The organism is Ohtaekwangia sp., from assembly GCF_036786105.1.
In the GTDB taxonomy this organism is placed as follows: Bacteria; Bacteroidota; Bacteroidia; order Cytophagales; family Cyclobacteriaceae; genus Ohtaekwangia.
In genome coordinates, this window is sequence record NZ_DAIQRQ010000013.1 from 61,364 (window position 1) to 85,737 (window position 24,374).

Annotated in this window: 21 protein-coding genes; 9 read left to right on the top strand and 12 right to left on the bottom strand. The window is 44.8% G+C overall.

Translation table 11 applies throughout. The annotated features are described in order from the left end of the window. Nucleotides 1–157 precede the first annotated feature (157 nt). The gene (locus V7Q33_RS08550; RefSeq protein WP_331976375.1) at nt 158–847 is read left to right on the top strand and encodes an SIR2 family NAD-dependent protein deacylase; all 690 of its coding nucleotides are present in this window, start codon (nt 158–160) and stop codon (nt 845–847) included. Nucleotides 848–883: 36 nt separating this feature from the next. Here the strand turns inward: V7Q33_RS08550 and V7Q33_RS08555 are convergent, their stop codons facing one another. Continuing rightward, nucleotides 884–1,486, bottom strand: coding sequence for a TlpA family protein disulfide reductase (locus V7Q33_RS08555; protein ID WP_333819569.1), 603 nt, complete (start codon nt 1,484–1,486; stop codon nt 884–886). A 152-nt stretch (nt 1,487–1,638) separates the two neighbouring features. Here V7Q33_RS08555 and V7Q33_RS08560 point away from each other — a divergent pair, with 152 nt between their 5' ends. Then, complete coding sequence (locus V7Q33_RS08560) at nt 1,639–3,429, top strand: hypothetical protein (RefSeq protein ID WP_333819570.1); 1,791 nt, start codon at nt 1,639–1,641, stop codon at nt 3,427–3,429. A 183-nt stretch (nt 3,430–3,612) separates the two neighbouring features. On the opposite strand, the gene V7Q33_RS08565 is transcribed toward V7Q33_RS08560, so the two are convergent. The 7 genes from V7Q33_RS08565 to V7Q33_RS08595 form a co-directional block, all read right to left on the bottom strand. Next, nucleotides 3,613–4,062, bottom strand: a complete 450-nt coding sequence (locus V7Q33_RS08565; protein ID WP_331964345.1) for a DUF7832 domain-containing protein — start codon at nt 4,060–4,062, stop codon at nt 3,613–3,615. 55 nt (nt 4,063–4,117) lie between these two features. Then, nucleotides 4,118–5,356: a nucleoside recognition domain-containing protein gene (locus tag V7Q33_RS08570; protein ID WP_333819572.1), complete on the bottom strand. Its 1,239-nt coding sequence runs from the start codon at nt 5,354–5,356 to the stop codon at nt 4,118–4,120. Nucleotides 5,357–5,543: 187 nt separating this feature from the next. Beyond that, the gene (locus tag V7Q33_RS08575) at nt 5,544–6,239 is read right to left on the bottom strand and encodes a 16S rRNA (uracil(1498)-N(3))-methyltransferase (RefSeq protein ID WP_333819573.1); all 696 of its coding nucleotides are present in this window, start codon (nt 6,237–6,239) and stop codon (nt 5,544–5,546) included. 2 nt (nt 6,240–6,241) lie between these two features. Next, nucleotides 6,242–6,505 (bottom strand): acyl-CoA-binding protein, encoded by a 264-nt coding sequence (locus V7Q33_RS08580; protein ID WP_331976385.1) that lies wholly within the window; start codon nt 6,503–6,505, stop codon nt 6,242–6,244. A gap of 80 nt (nt 6,506–6,585) precedes the next feature. Beyond that, nucleotides 6,586–7,872 (bottom strand): citrate synthase, encoded by a 1,287-nt coding sequence (locus tag V7Q33_RS08585; RefSeq protein ID WP_331976387.1) that lies wholly within the window; start codon nt 7,870–7,872, stop codon nt 6,586–6,588. 96 nt (nt 7,873–7,968) lie between these two features. Next, complete coding sequence (locus V7Q33_RS08590) at nt 7,969–8,787, bottom strand: prohibitin family protein (protein ID WP_333819574.1); 819 nt, start codon at nt 8,785–8,787, stop codon at nt 7,969–7,971. A gap of 75 nt (nt 8,788–8,862) precedes the next feature. Beyond that, complete coding sequence (locus V7Q33_RS08595; RefSeq protein WP_333819575.1) at nt 8,863–9,618, bottom strand: hypothetical protein; 756 nt, start codon at nt 9,616–9,618, stop codon at nt 8,863–8,865. Nucleotides 9,619–9,731: 113 nt separating this feature from the next. Between V7Q33_RS08595 and V7Q33_RS08600 the strand changes: the two genes are divergently transcribed. Continuing rightward, a complete protein-coding gene (locus tag V7Q33_RS08600) occupies nt 9,732–12,425 on the top strand; it encodes a tetratricopeptide repeat-containing sensor histidine kinase (protein WP_333819576.1) in 2,694 nt (897 codons plus the stop codon). A 168-nt stretch (nt 12,426–12,593) separates the two neighbouring features. On the opposite strand, the gene V7Q33_RS08605 is transcribed toward V7Q33_RS08600, so the two are convergent. Further along, entirely contained in the window at nt 12,594–14,381 is a 1,788-nt protein-coding gene (locus V7Q33_RS08605) for a DUF885 domain-containing protein (RefSeq protein ID WP_333819577.1), read from the bottom strand. Between the two features lie 219 nt (nt 14,382–14,600). Continuing rightward, complete coding sequence (locus V7Q33_RS08610; protein WP_331976396.1) at nt 14,601–16,010, bottom strand: Gfo/Idh/MocA family protein; 1,410 nt, start codon at nt 16,008–16,010, stop codon at nt 14,601–14,603. Between the two features lie 110 nt (nt 16,011–16,120). Between V7Q33_RS08610 and V7Q33_RS08615 the strand changes: the two genes are divergently transcribed. Then, the gene (locus V7Q33_RS08615; RefSeq protein ID WP_333819578.1) at nt 16,121–17,149 is read left to right on the top strand and encodes a rod shape-determining protein; all 1,029 of its coding nucleotides are present in this window, start codon (nt 16,121–16,123) and stop codon (nt 17,147–17,149) included. A gap of 93 nt (nt 17,150–17,242) precedes the next feature. On the opposite strand, the gene hppD is transcribed toward V7Q33_RS08615, so the two are convergent. Beyond that, nucleotides 17,243–18,337 carry a 4-hydroxyphenylpyruvate dioxygenase gene (hppD, locus tag V7Q33_RS08620; protein WP_331976400.1) on the bottom strand — a complete coding sequence of 365 codons (1,095 nt, stop codon included), beginning with the start codon at nt 18,335–18,337 and terminating at the stop codon, nt 17,243–17,245. Between the two features lie 263 nt (nt 18,338–18,600). On the opposite strand from hppD, the gene V7Q33_RS08625 reads away from it, so the two are divergent. Next, entirely contained in the window at nt 18,601–18,963 is a 363-nt protein-coding gene (locus V7Q33_RS08625; protein WP_331976402.1) for a hypothetical protein, read from the top strand. Nucleotides 18,964–19,039: 76 nt separating this feature from the next. On the opposite strand, the gene trpS is transcribed toward V7Q33_RS08625, so the two are convergent. Beyond that, entirely contained in the window at nt 19,040–20,008 is a 969-nt protein-coding gene (gene trpS / locus V7Q33_RS08630; RefSeq protein ID WP_333819579.1) for a tryptophan--tRNA ligase, read from the bottom strand. A gap of 69 nt (nt 20,009–20,077) precedes the next feature. On the opposite strand from trpS, the gene fcl reads away from it, so the two are divergent. The 4 genes from fcl (at nt 20,078) to V7Q33_RS08650 (ending at nt 24,373) form a co-directional block, all read left to right on the top strand. After that, on the top strand, nt 20,078–21,025 hold the full coding sequence (gene fcl, locus V7Q33_RS08635; protein WP_331976406.1) for a GDP-L-fucose synthase: 948 nt from the start codon (nt 20,078–20,080) through the stop codon (nt 21,023–21,025). A gap of 110 nt (nt 21,026–21,135) precedes the next feature. Next, nucleotides 21,136–22,254: a GDP-mannose 4,6-dehydratase gene (gene gmd, locus V7Q33_RS08640; protein WP_331976408.1), complete on the top strand. Its 1,119-nt coding sequence runs from the start codon at nt 21,136–21,138 to the stop codon at nt 22,252–22,254. Between the two features lie 61 nt (nt 22,255–22,315). Beyond that, entirely contained in the window at nt 22,316–23,389 is a 1,074-nt protein-coding gene (locus tag V7Q33_RS08645) for a DUF1573 domain-containing protein (protein ID WP_333819580.1), read from the top strand. A gap of 285 nt (nt 23,390–23,674) precedes the next feature. Beyond that, nucleotides 23,675–24,373: a polysaccharide biosynthesis/export family protein gene (locus V7Q33_RS08650; RefSeq protein WP_333819581.1), complete on the top strand. Its 699-nt coding sequence runs from the start codon at nt 23,675–23,677 to the stop codon at nt 24,371–24,373. Nucleotide 24,374: the final 1 nt, after the last annotated feature.

The following is a 24,374-nucleotide window of genomic DNA, read 5'->3' on the forward strand; positions in this document are numbered from 1 at the left end:
TATCATCGTGCAGCGAAACCGATAGCACCACCATTACAGTTCCCGTACCTAATCACAAAGAAATAAAGCTGGGCACATTGCAATCCATCCGGCAATCAGGATTGTCTAAGAGTATATTTGAGTCGTAGTTAGTCGTTTCATTTCCTTTTAACACAGAATGAAAAAACTTGTTGTCCTCAGCGGGGCTGGCATTAGTGCCGAGAGTGGCATCCCAACGTTTCGTGATTCGAATGGTTTGTGGGAAGGCTTTCGGGTGGAGGATGTAGCATCTCCGGAAGGATGGCATAAAGATCCTGCGCTCGTGCTCGACTTTTATAATCAGCGCAGAAAGAAAGCACTCGAAGTAAAACCGAATCGCGGACATGAAATACTCGCAGAGCTGGAACAACATTTTGATGTAACAATCGTAACGCAGAATGTAGATAACCTGCACGAACGCGCTGGCTCATCGAAAGTAATTCACTTACATGGCAGCTTGTTTGAATCACGTAGCACACAGGATGAGACGTTAGTATATCCGATAGAAGGATGGGAATTGAAAATGGGCGATCGTTGTGAGAAAGGCTCGCAGTTGCGCCCGAATATAGTGTGGTTCGGTGAGATGGTGCCATTGATGGAAGTAGCCGCCTATCATGCAGGCGAAGCCGATATATTCCTGGTGGTGGGCACATCGATGGTGGTATATCCTGCGGCAGGACTTATCAATTATGTTCCATACGAATCAATGAAATTTGTTGTCGATCCGAAGCTGCCGGATATAGGTAATATTCCCTATGTAAAAATGATTGCTGACAAAGCAAGCACCGGCATGGAAGTAGTAAGACGTGAACTCATGCAACTCCTGTAGGACAGAGGCTGAATTTATACTTGAACCAAAACGCGATTACATTTTTTCAAGAAACTCTTTAAAGTCGCTCGTGTCGTAATTGGCAGTGCCCACTTTCCTGGAGACAACTTTTCCCTGCGGGCTGATCACGAATGTAGTGGGTATAGAAGGTACATTCAGTTGCTCCGGTAAATATCCCGTGGGTATATATACCGGGAAAGTGTGCCCTTTATCTTTTATATACTGCGATACTTTCTGAGTGTCTTCGGCACGATCTAATGACAGCATCACAAATACAACTTTGCTGTGGTCGACTTGTTCATAAAGCTTTTGAATAGAAGGCATTTCAGCACGGCATGGTCCGCACCACGTGGCCCAGAGGTTAAGGAAAATAGTTTTTCCTTTAAATTGTTTGAAGTCGATCGTGTTGTTGCTGAGGTCTTTTACAGTGAAATTAAAATCAAAATCTTTGGCAGGCTCAGTAGCAGTTGGCGATGCGTCCAGCAAGCCGGTTTTCATGAGTGCGCTGTTGGCCGCCACGGATATACCTGCCAACAGACCAGTATAACGTAATATAGCGACTACCGCAATCACAGTAATCCACGGGCGGACCATGCGCAATACGGATAAAAAGCGAGGCGATGTAACGAGTTTTTTCATAGCGTATAGATTGAAAACGTTGTGGGCGGCTTCAGATGTTCATCCGGTGTGGAAATATTTCCTGACAAAGATAGCGAGTACAGGCCACTTTCCACGGTTACGATTCTATCGTGATTTTAATTAATTTAGCGAGATTAATTTGCACTCTACCCATGATAAAAGTTGGTTTAATCAACACGGTGTTTCTTTTCCTGCTGGTTTCCGCTGTCTACGGCCAGAAGGTGAAGTACAAGGATATTTACGGGCTGCTCAAAACGAAGCAATACGAAGCTGCTGAGCCCTTTTTGAAAAAATACATCAAGGAGAATGACGATAATCCGAATGCCTATCTTTTTATGGGCATTATTTTCCATGAGAAAGCTTCCAAAGATGATATTCTGAAGCAGACGGAGCGCACGCTTTCGCACATGGACACCGCGATCTACTATTATACCAAAGCGAATCAGATGATCACGGAGAAGGAATTGAAGCGTAACGATGAATATTATGAGCTATACAACCGCAGAGATCTTCGCACCGGAGAATTTGGTGTGAAGCTTTCCGATGTGCAATTCGATCTGCAAAAGAAATTGGAAGGCCTGCGTGAACGTACGGACCGGTTGAAGATGGTGAAGTATTATTTTGTTTTAGCCGACAGTCTGTATAAAAAATCCAATGCATTATTCCGTAGCATACAAAGCGCTTATCCCGGCGAAAAGGAATTTTACCTGCGTGCCGATGAGACTCTTATCAAAACATTATCAACACTGGCCGTGCGATACGATTCTGCTGTGAAGGCTTTTGAAAATTACAAAGGGAGTCTCTCCACGTTGGGAAGGACAAACTATAACCAGGTAATGGTGCCCCGCGAAGTGACAGACTTCAAGAAGGACGGAACTTCGCTGGCTGATTTTTACCAGAACGAATTGGATGTATGGGATTACAAGCGTTTTGCAGAGAAGTCGAAAGCAGTTGTGGAAAAGGAAATTTTTCCAATGAATAAACATCTCGTGGAATATGATATCGAGATCAACAAGCTGCGTGAGAAATTGGGTAAAGATTCGGTATCTGTGAAGAGTGATCTGACCACGTTGATCGATAAGTTGCTGATGGATCAATTGAAAAAGTATGACAAAGAACCATTGCCGATGGAAATATTCAGTCTTAAGATTGCAGATTTAGAGTATCGCTCCACCGTGCTGGAGCACCGGAAGCTGGTCGATTCTACAGATGTTCACCTGCAGGTTGAGCGCACTACCAAAGAACTACGCTGCGCAATGAAGCTCGATAGTATAGCTGCAAAACTGAGCACAGAAAATATCGATGAAAAAGCGGAAGACTATTCATTCTTCATCGCCAATACCTATAACAATACAATTGTACTGAAGAGTTATGTGAAGCTGTCGAAAGAGTTTGCCGAGCAGGAAAAAGGAAAACTCAATGCAAGGCTTTCCAAACGTAATGAGTCACTCCGCTGGCTGGTGCAACTCTCTGATTCAATTCCGCTGTTCAGGGAGGCCAGGCGTTCACGCTTTAAACCGCTTTCTATTGTAGACGAGAAATATACCGCAGGGCTATACTACAAAGACTCGCTGAATGCTGAAGGATATTTCTATTCCATTACGCCTACCCGCGTGCCGGATATCAAGATTAAGTTCGCTGTAGATAAAACAAGCTTCCGCCAGTCGGGATTGCCCATGGCGAAGTCGCTTACGTTTTCGGATGCTGCCGGGCAAATTTACTTTGTGCTGATGTATACTGAGAAGGCGAATAAGGACAACAAGTACGCGGCCACACTGGCCAAGATATACCGCTCGGATGGATTAGCCTGGAGTACCAATTATCAACTTGCTTTTGTGCCGAAAGAACTGGCTTTCAAAGCCGATACAGGTGAGCTTACTATCAAAGCCGATGCGCTGCAAAGTGTGGTGGATAAAAACGGGAAAATGGTGGTGAATAAATAGCCGAAGAAATCCAGTGACACGAAGTTTCTCAAAGAATACAAAGTTGCACAAAGGATAAATGCAGAAGTATAGTTGTATAATTGAACTTGTAACGATTAACGTGTAACCGATAACGGTACTGAAATAAGAAAGGCTGCTCAAAACGAACAGCCTTTTATATTTAGAATACTTTTAAATCAACATTCAGTTTCCTACGAGTTTCTTCCAATCAGAGAAACGCATGTCGATGCGGTTTTTGATTTTCTCGTAGTTTTCCCAGCTATCCGTTACGTGATAGATTGAGGGCAGAGTTCTTACAAGAATCTCATCGTAATCATTCCTGTAGAGGCCACCACCATAATAGTAATAGGTAAACATATTACCCTGGCGGTTAAAGAGCTCATATCCCAAATAACCATCCCATATTTCACTCAGAATAGTGCAGGAGATTTCTCTTCGCTTAAAGCGGAATATTTGGTTTGACGCTTCATCTTCAAAATACTCTGAGTATAATCCGGAATCAATGATCCACCCGAGATACATACCAATGTGTACATAAGCCTGTTCGATAGGGAGCGAATCTGGAAAATTTCCGAGGAAGTGACTCTTTGCGTTATCGTAGATGGTCTTTTGGATATCCGCTTTTCTTTCCATAGAACAATGATAATCGTGATTGGGGAGTTTAACAACAATTACTTAACTTTATATTTTAATGGAAGAACATGTAACCGACAAAAATGGCGGCTACAATTCCCGCAACATCTGCAATGAGTCCACCGGTTACCGCATAGCGAGTCCTCTTCACATTTACAGACCCAAAATACACAGCCAGGATATAGAACGTTGTCTCTGCGCATCCGCGGAAGATGGAAGCCAGGTTGGAAACAAAAGAATCCACACCGCCGGGAGTTGTTTTGGCAAGCTCTATCATCATACCTCTTGCTGCCTGCGCGCTGAGCGGTTTCATAAATGCCACAGGCAGTGCTCCGACAAAATCAGTATTCACTCCAATCTGAGTAAATATCCACGCGATGCCATCGGTAATATAGGTTAAGGTTCCAGACGTTCTGAAAAGACCAATTCCTACCAGCATAGCGATCAGAAAAGGAATAATTTTAATCGATGTCTGAAAGCCTTCTTTGGCACCGTCTACAAATGTTTCAAACAGCGGAATACCCTTGGTAAGCCCCAACACAATAAACATGATGATGATGGTAACAATGATAATGCTCGTGGCTAGTGTAGACTGTTGTTGAAGCTGTTCAGGAGAAAGCGAAGCGAAATATAGTACAGCGCCCCACACAACAGCACTGAGTCCTAAAAGGTACGCCAGCACCACGCGGTCGAACAGGTTTATTTTTTGTTTAACCGCTACATAGATAAGTCCGGCAATGGTAGAACAGAACGTGGCAATCAGTGTTGGAATGAATATATTGGTAGGATTGGCAGAGCCGAGTGTAGCACGATCGGCTATAATAGACAAGGGTATAACAGTTAGGCCAGATGTATTAAGTACCAAGAACATGATCTGTGCGTTGGAAGCGGTTTCACTCTCTGCATTTAGATCCTGTAGTTCCTTCATGGCTTTTAGCCCGAGTGGCGTGGCTGCATTATCAAGACCAAGAATGTTGGCGCTGAAGTTCATAATGATCGAACCAATAGCCGGGTGATTCCTGGGGACTTCCGGAAACAGTCGTGAGAAAAATGGTCCAACAAGTCGTGAGAGAATAGCCACCATACCACCACGTTCACCAATCTTCATAAGCCCTAACCAGAGCGACATCACGCCGGTTAACCCGATGGATATTTCAAAGCCAGTCCTGGCCATGTCGAATGTTGACTGCAGCATCTTGGGAAAAACCTCAACGTCTTGCAGCACAATGAGCTTGATGAGCGCAACAACAAATGCAATGAGGAAGAAACAAACCCAGATATAGTTTAACACCATAGGCAAAAGGTAAAAAGTAAATGTAGTGTTTTGTATGGCAAAAAGAAACGAGTTGGTAGCTGGCTGCAAGCTTCAGTCTGCTGGAAGGGAAGTTAATGGTTGTCCGTTATTGGTTAATTGTTACGGCTGGTATGCACATGCTTAACCACTCACACTTATCTGGTGGCCAGCAGTGAGAGGCCAGTAACTAACTATTCGTGAGATTCAAAATATGACACGCTGCTATACCGGCAGTCTCTGTGCGTAGCCTGCTGTGGCCGAGGCTAACTTTTTGAAAGCCGTTGTTGAGGGCTAACGTTAATTCTTCAGGAGAGAAATCTCCCTCGGGACCGATCAATACCAGATATGATTTTTGTGGAAGCGCTATATTTTTGAGATGGTCAGGATTCTGTTGGTCTACGTAAGCTATAAATTTACTGGCTTCGTGGCTGGTGACTATATCTTGAAAGGAAAGTAATCCTTCGATAACGGGTGTCGTTGCTTTAAGGGATTGCTTCATGGCACTGACCGCTACTTTTTCAAGACGTTCCTTTTTCAGATAGGTGCGTTCGGTGTTATCGCATTCAATCAACGATACCTTGTCGATGCCGAGCTCTACGGTCTTTTCAACAAACCACTCGATGCGGTCCGCATTCTTGGTAGGAGAAATGGCTATATGAATGAAAAAATCACGTGGGGGCTGAGCAATTTTATTTTCAATGTGGAACTGGCATTCGCGATCATCAGCTTTCGTGATTACGGCATCATAGAAGAATCCTTTACCATCGGTGATGCGGATATTGTCGCCAACGGTATGGCGCAACACACGAACGCAATGCCGCGATTCATCGGCATCGAGATATAAAATTCCTTCGGGGATACGGGGCTGATAAAAAAGATTCACGCTTACGCGTATTGTTGATAAAGCTTTTCGACAAGCTGGATATAGTCTTGCATGGCCACTTCTTTTGTTTTGCCTTTCAGTTCTTCCCAGGCATCGAACTTGGCAATGGCTTTGAAATCGAATCCTCCCGGACGTTCTCCGGTTACATCGCCTTCGGTAGCTTGTTTAAAAAGCGCATAAAGGGTGAGCAGTTCTTCATTGGAAGGACGCCTGGTTAACTCTTTCGAGCGGCTTACAGCGCTTTCAAATTGTTGTTGTAATTCCATATTCGTTATCGGTTATCCGTTACACGTTAATCGTTATCCAGGTATATACCAGACAACGATTAACGTGTGACGTGTAACGATTATCGTTTAGACATTTCTACGTATGGTCTGAGCTTGGCACCGGTATAAATCTGGCGCGGGCGACCGATAGGTTCTTTGTTCTCGCGGAGTTCTTTCCACTGGGCGATCCAGCCTGGCAGACGACCCATTGCGAACATTACAGTGAAGAGATCGGTTGGCAAGCCGAGTGCACGGTAAATAATACCCGAGTAGAAATCAACATTCGGATATAGCTTGCGCTCTACGAAGTATGGATCTTTCAATGCAGCTTCTTCGAGTTTTTGTGCAATCTCCAATACCGGATCATTGATGCCCAGTTTGTTGAGTACATCATCGGCAGCTTTCTTGATGATCTTTGCACGCGGATCAAAGTTTTTATATACTCTGTGTCCGAAGCCCATGAGGCGGAACGGATCATTTTTGTCTTTTGCTTTGTTGATCCATTTCTCGGTGTCACCACCGTCTTTCTTGATGGCTTCCAGCATCACAATTACTTCCTGGTTGGCACCACCGTGCAGCGGTCCCCACAGGGCATTGATACCAGCAGATATAGAGGAGTATATACTTGCTTTGGATGAACCTACGATGCGTACCGTTGATGTAGAACAGTTCTGTTCGTGATCAGCATGCAGGATCAGAAGTTTGTCAAGTGCATCGGCTACTACCGGGTCAACCTCATATTGTTCAGCCGGTAAGGCAAACATCATTTTGAGGAAGCGCGAGCTATAGCTCAGAGAGTTGTCAGGATAATTTACCGGATGGCCTACAGCATTCTTATAAGCCCAGGCAGCGAAGGTTGGCATCTTGGCCAGCGAGCGAACGATGCTCAGGTATACTCCTTCTGCTGAACGGTTCGGATCGAGTGACTCCGGATAGAAAGCTGTTTGTGAACAGAAGAGTGATGCCAGCACGCCCATCGGGTGAGCGGTAGATGGAAAGCCATCGAGTATCTTCTTCACATCCTCATGCACCAGGGTATGGGTCTTAATGTCGTTCGAAAATTTATCGTACTGTGCCTTGCTGGGTAACTCACCGAATATCAGCAGGTAAGCAACTTCCAGAAAGTTAGACTTTTCCGCCAGGTCTTCTATCGAGTAGCCGCGGTAACGGAGAATACCCTGGTCACCATCCAGAAACGTGATCGCACTTTTGGTGGCGCCTGTATTTTTATAACCTAAGTCCAGAGTAATTACTTTGGCTTTTTCCAGAAGATCGCTGATATCTACAGCAACTTCTCCTTCAGATCCTTCAATGACTGGCAGTGTATAAGACTTACCATCAATGATTAATTCAGCAGTTTTCGACATTTTAATATGAGATTTAACAGCGGTTTTAAATATACAGGGCAGATCGTTGCAATCGAAAGGAATGCGTTAAAAATCCATTAATTTTTAATTCTTTTTTCAATTATTGCCCAGAATCAACGGTAATCCGTCTCCGCCGGAACCAACCACTACTACTTTGCTGTTTGGGGACTTTGCCAATTCCAGTGTTGCTTCGATGCCGCGCATCTTCAGCAGCCTGTCGGTTAAGCTACTGTTAACTATATTATTGGCGCGTGCTTCTCCCTCGGCTGCTATACGCTTGCGCTCGGCTTCACTTTTCTCTTTCTCCAAACGGTATTGATAAGCCAGTGCTTCCTGTTCCTGCTGAAGTTTATTCTCGATAGCAACGCGTATCTGATCGGGGAGCTTGATGGAACGGATCAGTACCGCTGTAGCATTCACATAGTTAGCGTTCAATATCTTTTCGGTCTCACTCTTGATCGATGTTTCAACCTCGGCCCGTTTGGTAGAGTAAATCTCTTCGGCAGTATATTTAGCCATTACCTGTCGCGATACCGATCGCACTTCCGGAATCACCAGGCGATTTACATAATCCTTCGTAAACTTCTCGTGGATATTACCGATTTTGGCAGGCATGGGAAAGTACCGCACTGATACATCGACATGAATCGGCAGACCATTCTTGTCATTTATATCCATGTTCTCGTCCGAGGTTATTTCGGCTACTTCATATATAATTACATCATTCCACGGTGCCTTCATGTGCGTGCCGGGTTCAATGATCTGATCTTTATCCAGGCCATTACCGAAAGGGTAGAAGATAACGGCCCGTTCAGAGGGACCTATCTTGTAAAAAATACTGGACGATAGCATGAGCACTACGATCAGTGCTACGATGCCCAGAATGATGAGGGGTAGAATCCTGCGGTTGTTCATATAGGGGAAGGTTTAAATGACGGTATATAAAATGGTATAAGTAATCTGGCTATGAACTATGAAGAAAGTATAATGTTACGATGGGACTGTATCCTGCTCTTTGGGAGGACGGGGCAATCCCATCAGTTTACCAATGATCAATACTACGAACAGGTTGCTCCATACAGCTTCAAGCACACTGATGTTCTTGATAAGCCGGCTAGCATCAGGCATTCCAGGGTCGAGCCCACCCAGTATACAGAGACTATAACGTACACTTTCCGCGTAATTGGGCAGTCCCATGCCGAACGCCACGCCCAGGCTACCGGGTTTTACGATGCAAATGAGATCATACAGACTTCCGAAGGATATACCGATCATCAGAAAGATACAGGCAGAGCCCCAGAGCTTGTCGGGTGTGAGAAATTCGCCGGAAAATATATCGCGTATAGCAAAGCTGATCACGGTTACTTCGATCGGGAAAAGCAGCCCATGTATAATGAGCAGGTAAAGCTGCCGGTTGGGAACCTGCAAAATGGTATAGTATGGAAACTCTACTAATATACCGGTGCCCACTATGCCGAACAAAGTAAAGAGACATGTGCGCACCAGCAGTTTGTTTTGGGTGAAATCCCGGAGTAAATCCCACAGCAGGAAAGCATATACAGCTGCAAAGAGTGAGAATATGGAGGTAACCAATTTAGCGGCGGGTGTTTGCGTGCCTTCCAGTAAAAATTCTGAAAGCGTAAGCCCAAATACAATAATGACCACTTGTATAATCACGATGTTACGATAGTCTTTCTGTTTTTCGCGTATAAGCTCAGACTTGGAGAAGATGATGGATTTAAACATGCAGGTTATGATCTATTTGAAAGGTACTATTTGCAAATGAATTATTTGAAATAAATACTTTTTTGAATTGGTATTCTCTAAATTAAGGTGTTTATAAGGCTTTAAATCTACCTATGAGAGGGCTACCCTTAGTCCTGGTCTGTTTTTCTATAGTAACATTCCAGGCGTTTAGTCAACAGACCAAAGTGGATAGTTTGTTGCAGGTAATAAAGCATGCGCCAGACGATAAGGCGCGTGCAGATCTTCTTTGCCAGGCCAGCTCTGCCTGCTATCATGATGATCTTGAGCAGGGATATGCTTATGCCGAGCGGGCCTATACATTGGCCAGACAGGTTGCGTATGCACGCGGGATGCGTTATGCATTGATTCTGAAAGGTTACTATTTCCAGAGTATAGGTGAGTATGGAAAAAGTCTGGTGCAATTCAGGCAAGCCATTGACCTGAAGATGCCGATGGACGATCTGCTGGGCTATGGCTATTGCATGATCGGTAATTTATATCGCACCATTGCCAAATACGATTCTGCTGATCTCTTCTATACACGTGCGCTTACCGTGCTACGGCAAGTGCATTCCCGGAATTACCTGGCTATTACTTATAAATCGCAGGCCAAGCTTTATATACTTCAATGGAAAAATGCACAGGCATACGATGCATTGATGAAGGCACTGCGACTATACCAGGAAAAAGGCGACCGATACAATGTAGCCGATACGTGGTTTCAGTTAGCCAAAGTAAGCAAGAGCATGACTCATTATAAGCAGGCTGACGAATACGTAGTGCAGGCTTGCGCGCTGGCCCATGCGTTGAACGATGAATTTCTGCAGTTGCATTGTCAGATAGGCGAGGGGCAGGTGAAGTTCGATGCCGGCGAGTATACTGCTGCCCTCGAACACTTTTTTTCTGCGCTAAAAATGCTGGAGAAGACGAACACCCCGGCTACAAATCAGGAAGTATACTATAGCATTGGCAAAGTATATGAGCAACTGGCGCAAAATGACCTTGCCCTGAAATATTTCTTTGAGGCCCTTCGAATAGCCGAGCGGCTGAAGGATAAGTATGAATCAGCCCGTGCGTTGAGCAATATAGCCTGGATCTATAAGAATCAGGTAAATTTTGAAGTAGCGCACGAATACCTGGATCGTTCGCTGAAACTTCGCGAAGAGATACACGATGAATATGGCTTGTCCAGCTGTTATAATGTATTGGGAATGATATACCTGCAGGAGAAGCAATACGATAAGTCGCTGAAGAATTTGCAGCAATCATTAAGCATACGCCGAAAAATCGGGCATCGTGAAGGAATCTCTGCAAGCCTGTTTAGCATCGGCCTGGTGTATGAAGCACGTAACAACGATGCCGAAGCACTGCGTTACCAATTGGAAGCGCTGGTAATTGACGAACAGATCGGGAATAAATTCGCGCTCGGTGTATCATACAATACCATTGGAAACCTGTATATAAAAACCCGGCAATATGCAGAGGCTCACAAATATTTACTGCGTGCACAAAGCATTGGCGAAGAACTCCACTCCAAAAACCTGCTGATGAATAATAATTTGTTCTGGTCCAAATACTACGAAGCAACGGGCGATATCCGCAAAGCCTTGGCAACGCATCAACGGTATACACAGCTAAAGGATAGTATATACAGCGAAAACAGCTCCGGACGATTGGCTGAGCTGGAGGCGTTATACCAGGTGCAGCGAAAGAACCAGGAGATTACGCTGTTGAATCAACAAAAGCAGTTGCAGGATAATCAGATACGAATACAGGAATCAAAAATCAATCTGCAGAACACAGTAATCCTGTTTGCCATTGTTGGCTCCGTGCTTATTTCATCGCTGGCATTAATTACGTATCAATATAACAAACAGATCAGAAAGGCGAACCGTGAGATTTCGGAACAGAAGGAAGAAATCCAGGCACAATCGGAAGAACTTACGGAAAACAATCAGCGGCTTGTTAAACTTAATGAAGAGCTTATAGAGAAAACCGAGGAAATCCAGGCACAGTCAGAAGAGTTGCGTGAAACGAATGAAATGATCATCGCCATCAACCATGATCTCGATGATGCGGTGAGCAAGCGTACTGCACAACTAAACGAAGCCTATAAAGAACTTGATACATTTTTTTACCGGTCGTCTCACGACTTCCGCAGGCCACTCACCACTTTTATGGGCCTGGCCGAAGTGGCCAAAGTAACGATCAAAGATCAAACAGCACTTGATCTGTTCGATAAAGTTCGCGAAACCGCGCGAAGCCTGGATAAGATGCTTATCAAACTACAATCTATCAGTGATGTAGGAGCGCAGCAACTGGTATATAAAGAAGTATTGATCGAAGAAATATTTTTGAATGTATGTGAAGACTTCCGCGAAGAACTGGAGGAAAAAGGCATGAAAACCTATTGTGAAGTAAAGATGCTTGAACCACTCGTGTCGTACCCTGCCATGATACGCATTGTTTTCGAGAACATGATTGAAAATTCCATAACCTTCAGTACACCGGTGGACCCCTATATAAAATTTCAGGTATACCAGGAAAAAGAAGAATGTGTTATGATACTGGAAGATAACGGGCAAGGCATTCAGACAGAATACCAGGATCGTGTTTTCGAAATGTACTTCCGCGGCAGCGACCGCAGCAAAGGAAATGGCCTGGGGCTATATATTGTGCGGAAAGCAATCGGGAAACTACACGGTACCATTGCACTCGAAACAAATCTGGATAAAGGATCGCGATTTACCATCCGTTTGCCCATCGGGCAATATGAGAACTTACAGAGCACGCGATTTAAAGTGTAGCTGTGAGCTGCCAGCCATTAGCCGCGAGAGGAAGGGCAACTAGGTTCTGGCTAGCCAGGCTTGTTTGTGGGCTGTGATGAGTGGTGAATTACTTTCAGCAATTCACACACTCAAATCCCATAACCTCACACCGCTAGTTAACTGGTAGCTGGCAGCCGAAGCTCTTTACTACGGTTTTTTCATTTCTTCAATCCAGTGATTGATTTTGTCTTCCAGTACTTTCAGAGGCATGCAGCCCGAGTCAAGCACCTGGTCGTGGAATAGAGCAATGTTGAATTTATCACCGAGTTCCTGTTCAGCATGCGTGCGCAGCTCGCGTATTTTTAACTGGCCTATTTTGTAAGACAGTGCCTGTCCAGGTATAGCCATATAGCGCTCAATCTCGGAGATAATCCCATCTTCCGTTTCCGCTTCGTGATCCATCGAGTATTTAATTGCCTGCTCGCGTGACCAGCCTTGCGTATGTATACCGGCATCTACTACAAGGCGTATAGCACGGTGCATCTCTGCGCTTAACATTCCGAAGTATTGATAGGGATCAGTATACAATCCAAGTTCCTTGCCGAGCGATTCGGTATAGAGTGCCCATCCTTCGGCATACGAGCTATAGCTCAGTATTCTGCGGAAAGCCGGCAGACTTGTATTTTCCTGCTGCAATGATATCTGGTAGTGGTGGCCCGGTATAGCTTCGTGCAGGAAGAGGTCTTCGTCTGAAAGCATGTTGTATTTTTTAACATCCGGTATAGGCACATAGAATACTCCCGGGCGTGTTCCGTCCTGTGAACCGGGATTATACTCGGCACTGGCCGATGCTTCGCGGAATGCTTCGGTGCGCTTTATTTCGAAAGGTGTCTTCGGAGTTTTGTTGAACAACTTCGCCAGGTTTGGTTTCATGCGCTCGTGTATCGCTTCGAAATTAGCCAGCACTTGCTCAGGCTTCGTGAACGGCATCAATTCTTTTTTGGTGCGGAGGTGTGCAAAGAATGCCTTCAGGTCGCCCTTGAACCCAACCTGTTCTTTTACCGCTTCCATTTCTTTCGTAATGCGATCTACTTCGCTCTTGCCCAGCGCAAAGATTTCATCAGCCGATTTATCCGTAGTGGTATATAGCTTGATCAGGTAGCCATAGTATTCTTTTCCATCCGGCAATGCCGATATACCCGCTGTTGCGCGACATGCAGGTATATATTCCTTTTTCAGGAAGTCGTTAAGTTTTTTATGGATCGGTATAATTTTCGTCTGGATAACATCTTCATATGCCTGGGTGAGGCGGGTTTTATCCTCTGCAGAAAAATCATTCGGAAACATTTTCACCGGGTTGTAGAAGAGGTGCTCTTTTACCGGACCGTGATCAAGATCAGACAATTGAGGTACAACTTTCTCCGCCAGCACTTGTGGAATCACGTATCCGGTAGCCATCCCTTTCTTCATATTGGCAATTGCAGTATCGGTCATAACTACATACGCATCGAGGCGCTTCAGCCAGTTATCGTAATCGGTTACCGTCTTGAAAGGCTGCAGGCTGCTGCCACTCGCCAGTTGCCCGATCAGCAAATGCATTGACCAGAACTGATTGACAGGCGTGAGGTAATCCTTAAACTTCAGGCCCTCCAATGCTATGTTACATTCCCACAAAAGTATATCGTAACTTACCTGGTCTTCGCCCGATAATTTGGTTCTGTCGTACGAAGTGAGCTGATCGCGATAGTGTGTAAAAAATTTCTGAAGCTCGCTGCGATACGCTTGCGAGAAGTTATTCGGAAGCAAATCATTATAGCGGTTATCGCCCGCCATCGTAGCCTCGATGGGAAACAACTTCAGATGTTCCTCATGATATTGTTGCAACAGGCTATCCAGTGCAGGCTGCGTTTCCTGTGCTTCATTTTTAGGTGGCGATGAACAAGCCAGCAGCATCAGTTGTGCAGCCAGCATCACCAGGGCAGATAGTTTCTTCATGGTTTTGTGGAATTATGTATTTGCCCGTAAGATCGCAGGTGTCGGGTAGAATTAAAAATAGATAACCGTTATTCGTTAGCAGTTACACGTTAGTTGTTTAATTGTTGCCTCTAATGATTATTGGGGTATATATAGATTAGCGAATTACCGTTAACCGTTACAGGTTAATCGTTAATAAGCTCTTCGAATAACGATTAACCTGTAACGGTTAACGGTAACCTATTTTACCAATGAAGCAGTTTCCGGATCCCAGTTAATAATTCTCTTCTCAAAGTAACTCTTGTTGCTCGCCAGTGCCGGGCCGGCAGCACGCATGCCGAAGAGTGCATCTTCTTTTATAGCCTTGCCTTCGCGGATACCTGCGTAGAAGTTTTGGTGATGATCGTAATTCGCATCGTAGTGCTGAGGTGCTTTATACTCCACGTCAGGCTCAATCATTACCGGCTTTGTTGGGGGATACGTTGCCTCATACCATTTCTTATACTCATTCTGTTGTGCCTCAGTAAACGTTTCGAAAGAGTCCCAGCCACCATACGTGGGTGTGCTCGATAATTTATGACGTTCAACTTTTACAGCGCCCCATCCCAATGTTATTACGCCATCAGTACCCACAAGCCTGATGTGTTCACCACTTTCACTGCCATCTACAAAATTTACACGTGTCTGCAGGTTGAAGGCTGCGTGTTGTTTGGTTTCCGGATAGTCATATATACCGGTAATCACATCCGGAACATCGCGACCATCTTTCCAATAGCGAAGTCCGCCTGAGGCATAGATACGGTTGGGACCTTTTGAACTGGTAATGGTATGCAATGCAGAGAAGAGGTGTACAAAAAGGTCGCCTGCTATACCGGTGCCGTAATCCTGGTAATTGCGCCAGCGGAAAAAGCGCACGGGGTCATACGCTACTTTAGGTGCATCGCCTACAAAACTATCCCAATCCACTGTGCCGGCTTTGGCATCGGTAGGAATCGCATATTGCCAGGCACCATTCGAGCTGTGTCGGTCCATAAAGGCTTCTACCATTACCAGGTCGCCTATAACGTTCGATTCAAAAACTTCCTGTGCTTTTAATGTTACGATAGAGCTTACGCGCTGACTTCCGATCTGCACTACTTTACCTGTCTTCTTTTGTGCAGCAATTACCTCTGCGCCTTCTTCCAGCTTGTGAACCATTGGTTTTTCGCAATAAACATGCTTGCCTTTGTTTAGTGCTTCAATGGTAATCCGGTCGTGCCAATGGTCAGATGTTGCCACAATTACAGCATCAATATCTTTACGATCGAGCAATTCTTTATAATTTTTGGTGGTGAAAAGTTCTTTGCCATAGATCTCTTTGGCGTGGTCCAGCCTGCCTGTATACAGGTCGCAAACTCCTACCAGTTTAACGCCGGGTATCTGTACCGTTGTTTCTGCGTTGCTAAAGCCCATTATTCCCATACCAATCACGGCTACATTTACCCGATCATTCGCAGCATAAGTTCGTGCGGGGAGTTTGGTGTGTTGAAGTTCAATAATTTTTCCAGACGATGATTTACCCAACAAGGACGGAGCTGTTCCGGTGATGATCGCTGTACCGATTGCTTTCTTGAGAAAGCTTCTGCGTGATTTTGTTGATTCATTCGACATAAGGTACTTTTGATTGGTTAGACTTTTGGAAGTTACGATATTTGATCGCTCTTTAAAGTCTCGATGGATTTCTGGGGAATAGTGATTACGAGCGGAATAATTTTTTTGTGATGATGAACTTCAACTTTTTTAGAAACAGAAGCCTGGCAATTGATCTGGGTAACAACAACACGCTGGTGCGTGATAAGAATAACTTATTAGTGGCTCAGCCCTCTTACATTGTATTTGAAACAGAGAGCAACCGCGTAAAGGCAGTAGGTGAGAAGGCCTACAACATGTTTGAGAAAAATCATGATGACCTTAAGCCTGTAAAGCCACTACGGGGTGGTGTGATTGCTGATTATGATTCAGCCAGTCGCATGATCCATGAGATGGTTCGCCAGGTAACCCGGGATAAATCTTTCCTGGGTGGATATGAATATATCATCTCCGGTATACCCTTCGCTACAACAGAAGTTGAAAGAAGAGCTTTGCGCGATGCACTGGATCAGTTCAATGCAAAACATACCTATTTGATATTTGAACCTTTGGCTGCAGCTATGGGTATGGGATTGAATATTCAGGAGCCGAATGGTAAAATGATCATCGATATTGGCGGAGGCATTACCGAGATCGTGATCACCTCACTCTCCGGCATTGCAGCCTTTCAGTCAGTAAAGGTTGCAGGCGATTCATTTGACGAAGAGATTCAGGATCACTTTCGCAGGGCCTACAATATGGCCATTGGTCTGAAGACGGCAGAACAGGTAAAAATAAAAATAGGAGCGGTAACAGACTCTATTAAAGATATCCCGGATCCGATCATGGTTCGCGGTAAAGACCTGATAGAAGGTATACCGGTTACTCGCAAAATTGATCACACGGAAGTGGTGCGCATCCTCGATAAATCGATCAATGCCATTGAGCATGCGGTGATACAAACACTCGAGACATGCCCTCCCGAACTGGCAGCCGATATATACCAGAACGGAATTCACATCACCGGTGGCAATGCATACCTGCGCGGCTTGCGCGAGCGCTTTGAAGATCGTATAAAATTACCCGTTCATATTGATGATGAAGCCCTGCACTCTGTAAGCAAAGGTGCCGCAAAAGCATTGCAGGATCCGAAGAAATACAGAAGCGTACTGCTTGAGTAAGCTTAAGGCTTAAAGCTTAAAGTAAAAAGCTTAAAGTTATAAAGTGTGGAGGCAACGGAGCTTTCATCTTTATACGTTAAGCTTTCTGCCTTTCTAAAGGTTTCCTCTCAGTGCCTGCTCGCGTTCGATCGATTCAAACAGCGCCTTGAAGTTTCCTTTGCCGAATGACTTCGCACCATTACGTTCAATAATCTCAAAGAAAAGGGTGGGGCGGTCTTGCACCGGCTTGGTGAAGATTTGCAACAGGTAGCCTTCCTCATCGCGGTCGATCAGGATGTTGTGCTTTTTCAGTTCTTTCAGATCTTCGTTGATCGTACCCACACGATCGAGTACATCTTCATAGTAAGTCTCCGGAACATAGAGAAATTCCACACCGCGTTTACGAAGCTGACTCACCGTTTCAATAATATCGTCTGTGGCTATAGCAATGTGTTGCACGCCCGGTCCATGGTAAAAGTCGAGATACTCTTCGATCTGTGATTTCTTTTTGCCCTCGGCCGGTTCGTTGATGGGGAACTTGATATATCCGTTACCATTCGATACCACCTTCGACATCAGCGCACTGTATTCGGTAGAGATATCACTATCATCGAATGTTACAAGGAGACTAAAGCCCATTACGCGTTCATAGAATCCTACCCACTCATTCATTTTTCCCAGTTCTACATTTCCTACGCAGTGGTCTATGTATTTCATGCCAATGGGTGAGGGGGCTAAAGAACTCTTGCGGGCCTTATAGCCGGGAAGAAAAGGTCCTTTGTAATTCCTGCGCTCCACAAATGTGTGAATGGTATCGCCATAGGTTTTAATGGAAGCTATTACGGCTTCACCTTGTTCATCTTTCAATACGGTTGGTTCCTGTGCGGCAATAGCTCCCCGCGAGGTAGTTTCATAAAACGATTTGCGTGCATCGTCTACCCAAAGCGCCAGCACTTTTACACCATCACCATGTTTGGCAACATGTTCCGCTATTGGTGTGTTCGGCTGCAGCGATGTAGTGAGCACAAACCTGATCTTGTTTTGCTGTAGCACATACGAAGCGCGGTCACGCATACCCGTTTCAGGGCCTGCATAAGCTACCAGTTCAAAACCAAGGCAATGCTGATAATATAATGCTGACTGTCGGGCGTTGCCAACATAGAACTCAATGTGGTCGGTGCCATTGATAGGCAGAAAATCTGTATTCATGGTCTCAAAGATTTATAGATGAAAAACGTTGTGAAGAATGATTTTCTTCTGTGGTGAAATTACGCCATCAAACCAGAGGATGGAAGTGATGCAAAGGAGATTCGGCAAAACATGATTTGAGAAATTTTTATTGGCTGCATCTTGCCCTGGCGGGAGATACCACAAAATAATATAGGGGAAATTTTCAGGTGTCGTTCCTTCGAAAGCTGCTTCCTATTTTCAAATTCAATGATTTCTTTAATCTTTGGGGTAAAATTCAAAACATGGTGGACATTCAGGCACTCGATAAAGCGCTCCAGGAAATCGTTAAAAAAAGAAATGAACTGGAGAAGATAGATTACAACAACCCGAAGTACGATGATCTCGAAGAGCAGTTGCACGATCTCGAAGATGATTTTCAGTCAGAGTATGGCGAATACCTGGAAGATGCCCTGCAGGATGTACACGATGAATTGTGCCCCGACAATGATGTATTGATGCCAATCGCTTACCTCGGAAAAGGCATACCCGTAGAAACCGACAAATACGCAGGAAAAGATACCAAACTTTTACTCGAAACCAACCCTACACGCCTCACCCTTACCATTGGCAAGGATAAAAAAGAGGTTGTGTGGACTGCAAAATAAGTGTTGAAGTGTTCAGGTATTGAAGTGCTGGAGTTAAGGCTAACGTCAACACACCAACACTTCAACACCTGAACACTCAAAATCCAAGCTTCGCTCTCACTCGGTGCAGCACTTCGTGGGCGATGACTCTGGCTCTGGCTTCTCCCTGCTCTAGTTTCTTATCGAGTTCATCGAGGTTGTTCATGTAGAAATTGAAGGCCTCGCGCTCTTTGCTGAATTTCTGGATGATCAGTTCAAACAGCTCTTGCTTGGCATGACCGTAGCCAAAATTACCTGCCAGGTATTTACTTCTCAACGCTTCTTTTTGTTCCGCACTCGCTAACAGGTTGTAGAGCTGGAATGTGTTATCCGTGTCCGGGTTTTTGGGGGCTTCCAGTGGCGTGCTGTCGCTTACGATGGATTTGATTTGCTTGAGCAATTCTTTTTCAGGTAGAAATATATCTACAATGTTGCCATAAGACTTGCTCATCTTTTGTCCGTTGGTACCAGGAATCGTCATTACCTGCTCTTCGATCCTGGCTTCGGGAATGACGAACGTTTCTCCATAAAAATTATTGAAAGATGTAGCGATATCGCGCGCCATCTCCACGTGTTGGCGCTGGTCTTTGCCTACCGGTACGAACTGTGCATCATACAATATAATATCGGCAGTCATCAATACAGGGTAAGTAAAAAGCCCTGCATTTACATCCGCCAGTTTCTCAGACTTATCCTTAAAAGAGTGAGCGTTCGCCAGCATCGGAAATGGCGTGAAGCAATTCAGATACCATGCAAGTTCACACACTTCCGGAATGCGCGACTGACGATAGAGGTAGTTTTTCTCTACATCAAAACCAAAAGCCAGCCATGCTGCAGTCACCGCGCGCACATTGTTCGTGCGGGTGGCAGCATCTTTAATGGTTGTAAGTGAATGAAGATCAGCAATGAAAAAGAAAGATTCATTGCCCGGCTTTTTAGAAAGCTCAATCGCGGGAATGATCGCTCCCAATAAATTACCCAAATGTGGGCGCCCACTGCTTTGTATACCTGTCAGAATTCTTGCCATAATGGTTGCAAAGAAAATAAAATAATGCAGAACTGAATTAGTTTTAAATTGGGGGCGGAAAACTGATTTATGATCAAATCATCCAAAGTTTATGTGGCTGGTCATCGTGGCATGGTGGGCTCTGCTATTGTGCGTTGTCTTGAAAAGAATGGACATTCAAACATAGTATCTGCTTCCAGCAAAGAGCTGGACCTTCGCCAGGCTGACCAGGTGAATCGTTTTTTTGAACGCGAGCAACCTGAATACGTTTTTCTGGCGGCAGCCAAAGTAGGAGGTATACTCGCCAACAATACATATCCCGTTGAGTTTTTGTATGATAATCTGATGATTCAGAACAATGTTATTCATGCTGCCTACCAAAACGGTGTGAAGAAGCTGCTGTTTCTCGGGTCATCTTGTATTTATCCCAAGTTTGCCGGGCAGCCTATTCGTGAAGACAGTCTTTTAACAGGAGAATTAGAACCGACTAACGAAGCATACGCGATTGCCAAGATTGCAGGTATCAAATTATGCCAGGCATATCACAAGCAATACGGTGCTCACTTTATCTCCGCCATGCCTACCAACATGTATGGCTATGGCGATAACTACCATCCTCAAAACTCTCACGTGTTGCCCGCGTTGCTAAGGCGTTTTCACGAAGCAAAAGTGGACGGAAAACCGGAAGTTACGATCTGGGGATCTGGCAGACCATTGCGTGAGTTTATGTTCTCTGACGACCTGGCAGAGGCATGCTATTTCCTGATGACGAATTACGATCTACCTGACCTGATAAATGTGGGGACGGGTGAAGAAGTTTCTATTCTGGAACTGGCAACGATCATTGGAAAAGTAACGGGCTATACCGGAAAAATTGCATTTGATTCAACCAAGCCCGATGGAACACCCAGAAAACTGATGGATAGTTCGAAGCTACATCAGCTCGGCTTCAAGCATAAGACATCGCTGCGCGAAGGCATTGAGAAAACCTATCAGGATTTTCTGGCCAGGCAAAGTATATATAGTCAGGCAGTATAGTGACGAAGTATTGAATTGAAATTTCTGTTTCCGATAATTTAAGGGCACGTTTACAACGAATGCCTTCGGAAACGGGTCAGGTATAAAACAATTTATTTTTAAGCAGTTAAATGAAAAAAGCATTTATTACGGGTATCACCGGACAGGATGGAGCCTACCTCGCAGAGTATTTACTGGAAAAAGGATACGAGGTGCATGGATTGAAAAGACGATCGTCACTCTTCAATACCGATCGCATTGATCATATATACCAGGATCCTCATGACAAAGGCGCCCGTATGAAACTACATTTCGGAGACCTGACGGATTCAACGAACCTGATTCGTCTCATACAGGAGATTCAACCGGATGAGATCTACAACCTCGGAGCGATGAGCCACGTGCGTGTGAGCTTCGATATGCCGGAGTATGTAGCCAACACCGATGCCATTGGCACCCTTCGCATTCTGGAGGCTGTGCGTTTGTTAGGATTATCTCAAAAGACCCGCATATACCAGGCTTCCACTTCAGAGCTTTACGGAAAAGTGCAGGAAACTCCACAGAGTGAGCGCACACCTTTTTACCCGCGATCTCCTTATGCAGTAGCAAAGCTTTACGGATACTGGATTACAGTAAATTATCGTGAAGCGTATAACATGTATGCATGCAATGGTATACTCTTCAATCATGAGTCGCCCTTGCGCGGTGAAACTTTTGTGTCGCGTAAAATTACACGGGGTGTAGCACGCATTATGTTGGGGCTGCAACAGAAATTATACATGGGTAACCTGGAAGCCAAGCGCGATTGGGGGCATGCACGTGATTATATTGAAGCCATGCACCTCATTCTGCAACAACCCGTTGCGCAGGATTATGTGATTGCCACCGGAGCTACCACTTCCGTTCGCGATTTTCTGGTGAAGGCGTTTGAGCACGTAGGGGTTACACTGGTGTTCAAAGGAAAAGGTGTTAACGAAGTAGGCATCGTTGATCAGGTTAAAGATCCTGCTGACGATTTTACACTGAAGCCGGGAGCCGAAGTAGTGGCCATTGATGAGCGCTATTTCAGACCAACGGAGGTGGATTTGTTACTGGGTGATCCCACCAAAGCAAAAACGATATTGGGATGGAAACCAAAGTACGATGTGAATACACTCCTTAAAGAAATGGTAGACGCCGATCTCACGCTAATGCGGAAGGATAGCTTACTGCGCCAGGGCGGTTTTAAAGTATTGAACTACCACGAATAACTATCGGCAAAGTATTGAAAGAACACAACGTCTGATTCGTCAGCATTAAAAGTATAGAATTATGAAAAGGCTGTTTGTTTTAATGTTTATAGTAGCGGGTTGGAATGCTCAGGCACAGCAATCCAAACCGCTGCAATTCAAGGAAGAGATTTTTGATTTTGGAACCGTAGCGGAAGATGACGGTCCGGTTACACATGAGTTTGTGTTTACGAATGGAACCAATCGTCCAATCAAGATCATGAATGTACAGGCATCTTGTGGATGTACTACGCCCGGATGGTCTAAAGATCCTGTAGCACCAGGCAAGACAGGCTACATACAGGCCAGCTTCAATCCGAAAGGACGCCCAGGGTTCTTCAATAAAACACTTACCGTAACAACCGATCTTGATGCCACACCTTTAGTGCTCCAGATCAAAGGACAAGTAAATGCTGCGGGCTCATCAGAACCTTCCGATTTTCAAGCCATGAACGGAAGCTGGCGATTAAAGACTGGGTCTTTCAATCTTGGTAAAGTATACCGCAAAGATGAATTTACATCGCGCGATTTTCAGATCCTCAACAGTGGCAGCAAACCCGTAACCTATAGCGGCAAGTTTACGGGCCCGTCTTACATCAAAGTAGATGTTACACCCAAGACGCTGGCTCCTGGTGCCAAAGGCAATGTAAAGATCAGCTATAACGGCAAGCTGAAAGGAGCGTATGGTTTTCAGTCAGACAATGTAGAGATTCAAACCGATGATGAGATCAATCCGGTGAAATCATTCTCAGTATACGCCACATTGGAAGATTACTTCGAGCCATTGAAGCCGGAAGAGCTTGCCAAAGCCCCACAATTGCGATTAGGCATAACTTCTCTGGACTTTGGTACTGTTTCAGCTTCTGGTGCAACGCGCGAAGTGACGGTAACCAACAGCGGTAAAAAAGATTTAACCATACGGTCACTTCAGGGTAACTGCAGCTGCGTAACGGCTTCAGCAACAAAACCAACATTGAAACCAGGGGAGAGCAGCACCATCAAGATCAACTTCAAGCCTCAGGATCGTAAGGGTACACAGCAGAAAGCCGTGACGGTCTATTCCAACGACCCCAGAAACCCCGTACAACGCCTTACCTTTTCTGCCTACGTAGATTGAATGTTGCTGGGATTATCTCAGCATTTCTGCCAGGAAAGTCAGCTCGCGTGAGGCGAGGTGACACCCGTTTGTCGTTATTCGGGGAGATGAGTTTAACCATAGACAGAATGTTAAATCAGTAGTTGAACCGGAGTTGAAAATAGGTGAATAACTGTATATTTACCCCTTAAAATACGGTAATAACATTAATAAATGAATCGAATTTGGCTGGTCTTAGGCGTATTGATCCTCACTTTAGGCGCCTGTGTTCCCAACAGAAAACTGGTTTACCTGCAGAAGGAAGATTTGAAAAAAAGAAAAGAGACGCCTCGTGATACGATATTAAGATCTCATGCAATGCAGATACAAGAATATCGTATTCAGCCTCTGGATAATCTTAACATACAGTTTCAAAGTCTTACTGGTGAAGACTATGATTTTTTTTCAAAGGCAATGCCGCGAGCAGCCGGGGGGACAAGCCTTTCCAGCTCTGCTTTAGCAGGTATTATAGTGGATGCGAATGGACACATTGAATATCCCGTTGTTGGAAAAATAAAAGTTTCAGGTCTTACCGTTTTTCAAGCTCAAGACTCCATCAAGAAAATTGCATCTGAATTTTTGCGCGATGTTGTGGTCAGAGTACGACTCTTGAATTTCAGATATACTGTTCTTGGGGAAGTTAATTCTGAAAGTACCATTGTATCCGGTAATACACGGCTTACAATGATGGAAGCCATTGGCCTTGCCGGTGGACTAACGGAGCTTGCAGACAGGAGCTACGTTAAGGTAGTAAGGCAATCGGGAAGTGAATCGAAAATATTTTATGTTGATCTTTTGAAGGAAGACTATATTGAGTCTCCGTTTTATTATGTTCAACAGAACGATGTTATAATAGTGCCTCCGTTACGTCAAAGACCGTTCAAGAAATATTTTGCTTCAAACCTGGCTTTGATCACAGCAACGATATCTACTATACTCTTTATTGTAAACCTTAGCACCCGATAAC